This window comes from Streptomyces sp. NPDC056161 (genome assembly GCF_042268025.1).
Taxonomy (GTDB): domain Bacteria; phylum Actinomycetota; class Actinomycetes; order Streptomycetales; family Streptomycetaceae; genus Streptomyces.
The window spans coordinates 1-4,286 of sequence record NZ_JBHJUV010000133.1; the positions used below are offsets into that span (position 1 = coordinate 1).

At 69.7% G+C, this 4,286-nt stretch carries 5 protein-coding genes; 4 read left to right on the forward strand and 1 reads right to left on the reverse strand.

Annotated elements, in window-relative coordinates; translation table 11 throughout:
- Positions 1–50: 50 nt before the first annotated feature.
- The gene (locus ACFC09_RS45785; protein ID WP_361449847.1) at positions 51–293 is read right to left on the reverse strand and encodes a mycoredoxin; all 243 of its coding nucleotides are present in this window, start codon (positions 291–293) and stop codon (positions 51–53) included.
- A 353-nt stretch (positions 294–646) separates the two neighbouring features.
- Between ACFC09_RS45785 and ACFC09_RS45790 the strand changes: the two genes are divergently transcribed.
- The 4 genes from ACFC09_RS45790 to ACFC09_RS45805 all read left to right on the forward strand — a co-directional run bounded on the left by ACFC09_RS45790 (position 647) and on the right by ACFC09_RS45805 (position 4,200).
- Positions 647–2,842, forward strand: a complete 2,196-nt coding sequence (locus tag ACFC09_RS45790; RefSeq protein ID WP_376539107.1) for an ATP-dependent DNA helicase UvrD2 — start codon at positions 647–649, stop codon at positions 2,840–2,842.
- Between the two features lie 165 nt (positions 2,843–3,007).
- Complete coding sequence (locus ACFC09_RS45795) at positions 3,008–3,340, forward strand: hypothetical protein (protein WP_376539109.1); 333 nt, start codon at positions 3,008–3,010, stop codon at positions 3,338–3,340.
- A 171-nt stretch (positions 3,341–3,511) separates the two neighbouring features.
- Complete coding sequence (locus tag ACFC09_RS45800; protein WP_376539111.1) at positions 3,512–3,880, forward strand: WhiB family transcriptional regulator; 369 nt, start codon at positions 3,512–3,514, stop codon at positions 3,878–3,880.
- Positions 3,877–4,200: a hypothetical protein gene (locus tag ACFC09_RS45805; RefSeq protein ID WP_376539113.1), complete on the forward strand. Its 324-nt coding sequence runs from the start codon at positions 3,877–3,879 to the stop codon at positions 4,198–4,200. Before ACFC09_RS45800 ends, ACFC09_RS45805 begins: the two co-directional genes overlap by 4 nt.
- Positions 4,201–4,286 lie beyond the last annotated feature (86 nt).

The window sequence follows — 4,286 nt, forward strand, 5'->3', positions numbered from 1 at the left end:
GTGGTGGTCCCGGCCGGGACCACCACCCCTTGCACGTCGTACGGGGCTGGTCAGGCGCTGATCTTCTGCTTCACCTGGGCCAGCGACGGGTTCGTCAGCGTCGAACCGTCGGCGAACAGGACGGTCGGCACGGTCTGGTTGCCGCCGTTCGCCTTCTCCACGAACGCGGCGGACTCGGGGTCCTGCTCGATGTTGATCTCGGTGTACGCGATGCCCTCCCGGTCCATCTGGCTCTTCAGCCGACGGCAGTATCCGCACCAGGTCGTGCTGTACATCGTCACAGTGCCCTGCATCTCGCTCGCGCTCCTCTGACAACTCGGGGAAGGTCGTCCGCTGGAGCAACGTACGCCATCGGGCCGGCATTCCCGCCGGGGGTATACGTCCGGACACGGCCCCTGCGGCGTCGAAGTGGCTCACCGACGTGCCGCATCGACGTGGGCAACGGACAGCATCGACGCGGGCGGCGAAGTGGCCCATCGACCACCGCGCAACGTGCCGTATCGATGTGCCTCACGAACCGACCCGATGCCTGCCGCACAGGTGCCACCTGCCGCAGAACGGGACGCCGGCCGCATTAATACGACTGCGAGGGTCTGCCTGTGGACAACCGCCACAGGCGTCACCGGCGACCTGGCAGCATGGCCGTGTGACAGCAGCAACGCACTCCACCCTCTTCCCGCAGGCACCGGACTCGGCCGACGCGGTGCTCGAAGGGCTCGACCCCGAGCAGCGCGAGGTGGCCACCGCCCTGCACGGCCCGGTGTGCGTGCTGGCCGGGGCCGGCACGGGCAAGACACGGGCGATCACCCATCGCATCGCCTACGGAGTACGGGCGGGCATCCTCCAGCCGTCCACCGTGCTCGCGGTCACCTTCACCAACCGTGCCGCCGGCGAGATGCGCGGCCGCCTGCGCCAACTGGGCGCGCAGGGTGTCCAGGCCCGCACCTTTCACTCCGCCGCGCTCCGTCAGCTCCAGTTCTTCTGGCCGAAGGCGATCGGCGGTGCCATGCCCCGGCTCGTCGACCGCAAGATCCAGCTCGTCGCGGACGCGGCCGCCGCCTGCCGCATCCGCCTCGACCGCGGCGAGCTGCGCGATGTCACCGCCGAGATCGAATGGTCCAAGGTCACCCAGACCATCCCCGGCGACTACCCGCTCGCCGTCGTCAAGGCCGGCCGTGAGACCCCCCGCGACGCGGCCGAGATCGCCCAGATCTACTCGGTGTACGAGGACCTCAAGCGGGACCGCTCGGTCATCGACTTCGAGGACGTCCTGCTGCTGACGGTCGCGATCCTTCAGGACCGGCACGACGTCGCCGAGCAGGTCCGCGCCCAGTACCAGCACTTCGTCGTCGACGAGTACCAGGACGTCAGCCCCCTCCAGCAACGGCTGCTGGAGCTGTGGCTGGGCACCAGGGACAGCCTGTGCGTGGTCGGCGACGCCAGCCAGACGATCTACTCGTTCACGGGGGCGACCCCTGATCACCTCCTCGACTTCCGGGTCCGCCACCCCGGCGCCACCGTCGTCAAGCTGGTCCGGGACTACCGCTCCACCCCCCAAGTCGTGCACCTGGCCAACGGCCTGCTCGCGCAGGCCCACGGCCGGGCCGCCGACCACCGCCTGGAGCTGGTCTCCCAGCGGACCGCGGGCCCCGAGCCGGTCTACACCGAGTACGTGGACGAGCCCACCGAGGCCGAGGGCGCGGCCCGCCGCATCCGTGAACTCATCGACGGTGGGGTCCCGGCCGCCGAGATCGCGATCCTGTTCCGTACGAACTCCCAGTCCGAGACCTACGAGCAGGCCCTCGCCGACGCCGGGGTGCCCTACCAGTTGCGCGGTGCCGAGCGGTTCTTCGACCGCCCCGAGGTGCGCAAGGCGGGCATCGCACTGCGCGGCGCGGCCCGCTTCGGCGGCAACGACGCGCTGCTGGACGACGTCGTCGACCTGCCCTCCCAGGTGCGCGCGGTGCTGTCGGTGGACGGCTGGACCACCGAGCCCCCGGCCGGCTCCGGAGCGGTCCGGGAGCGCTGGGAATCCTTGGCGGCCCTGGTCGGCCTGGCGCACGACTTCGCGGCCGCACGCAAAGGCGCCACCCTGGGCGACTTCGTGGCGGAACTCGACGAACGGGCGAACGCCCAGCACGCCCCGACCGTCCAGGGCGTCACCCTCGCCTCATTGCACTCGGCCAAAGGGCTGGAATGGGACGTCGTCTTCCTGGTCGGCGTCGCCGAGGGAATGATGCCGATCAGCTACGCCAAGACCGACGAACAGGTCGAGGAGGAGCGACGGCTCCTCTATGTGGGGGTGACCCGCGCGCGGGAGCGGCTGCATGTCTCCTGGTCGCTCGCCCGGTCCCCCGGCGGTCGCCCCAGCCGCAGACCGAGCCGGTTCCTCGACGGCCTGCGCCCCGGTTCAGCGGCCACGGTCGGCCGTTCGGCGGGCCGCGCCCCGGGCGGCATCGAGCGGGGCACGGTGACGGGCGCCGCGCCCGTGCCCCGGCGCACTCAGCGCACCCCGGCCCGGTGCCGGGTCTGCGGCCGCACGCTCACCGACGCCGGCGAGATGAAACTGATGCGCTGCGACGACTGCCCGTCCGACATGGACGAGGGCATCTACGAGCGGCTGCGCGAGTGGCGTGCGGAGCAGGCACTGCGTACCGGCCAGCCGGACTTCTGCGTGTTCACCGACAAGACACTGATGGCCATCGCCGAGTCCGTGCCCGACGACTATCCCGAGCTGTCCCGGATCCCCGGCGTCCGGGCCCGCAAGCTCAAGCTCTACGGAGCCGAGGTTCTGGCCATCTGCGCAGGCCGGAGTGTCGGGGAAGAAGGCGGACACGACTGATCCGAACTCGTCGAAAAAACAGTTTGCGCATGGCCCGGCAATCCCCATAGGTTCTAGGCACGGAAGCAGCGGCCTTCTCGGAGGCACTGATTCCGTGTTCTACTTGCATATCTGAGCGGACTGGCTCACCCCAGTCCCCCGAGACGCCGAGAGGAGGCGAGTCCAGTGATCAGCATCAACATCAGCACCAGTGTCGATTCCGTCAGCGCGGTCAAACTGACCGATCGCTCGACCGTCTCCTCGTGCATGCTCGGCGCCTCAACCCTGGCCACCGGTCTGTCCGGCATTCGTGCCGCACGTCCGGCGTCCTCCGTGTCTCTCGCGGGTCTCCCCGCCAATGAGCGCAATGAGCGACCGACCAAGGCACTGGAAGCAGTCGTGGCACAGGCGCAGGTCTATGCCTTTGCAGCGGCCGGTGCCGGATTCCGGAAGCAGACGACACAGCACCACCTGATGTGGGCCTTCCGTGGGCCAGAACCCTGGAGTGATCCAGCCTGATCGATCAGGCCGGCGCCTTCAGGGCCGCGGAACCCCATCCGGGATCCGCGGCCCTTCTGTTTTCCCCGAACGGGGACGACGGGCGAAGGGGCCTCGGGACAGGAAAAGAACCCGGTACCAAGCCGAAACCCGGTCAACCAGACCGGACCGACCAGACGAGGAAGACGAACCGTGCAACTCGAAGCGCACGCCCCGTCCGTACCGCCTTCAGAAATGATCCCCCCGCCCGTCCCCACGGAGGACTCCGCCTTGATCCCGCTCACTGCGCTCACCGCGCTCGACGACGCCATCGAGAACCTCGGCGTACCCGTCCCCTGCCGTTCCTACGACCCCGAGGTCTTCTTCGCGGAGTCGCCGGCGGACGTCGAGTACGCCAAGTCTCTCTGCCGTACCTGCCCGCTGATCGAGGCATGCCTCGCCGGGGCCAAGGAGCGGCGTGAGCCCTGGGGCGTCTGGGGTGGCGAGCTGTTCGTCCAGGGTGTCGTCGTCGCCCGGAAGCGGCCCCGTGGCCGTCCGCGCAAGAACCCGGTCACGGCATGAACGTCCTGGGAACCATCGACCGCCCCGTCACGCACGACCCCAAGAAACAGGCCCCGATGAAGCCGTCAACCAGCGAGCCCACTGGCTTCGCGACCCCGGATTTCACCACCACCGGCGCGATCGACTCGCGTCAGAACAGGACCCGAGAGATGCAACTCATCCCAGAAGCCCTGGCTCGTGCGCATATGCACGACCGGCTGCACGATGCCGACCGGGAGCGCCGGGCCCTGCGCCTGGCGACCGCCCGGCGGATGCAGCGCCGGGCTGAGCGCGCCTCGCTGCGTGCCCGCCGTGCGCTCGCCATGGCAGTGATGCAGTAGCCGACCACACCTGAAGCGGTGGCCTCCCGGTCCAGGGAGGCAAAGCCTCCCCGCGGGGGCCGGTCCGGGCGACCGGGGCGGCCCCC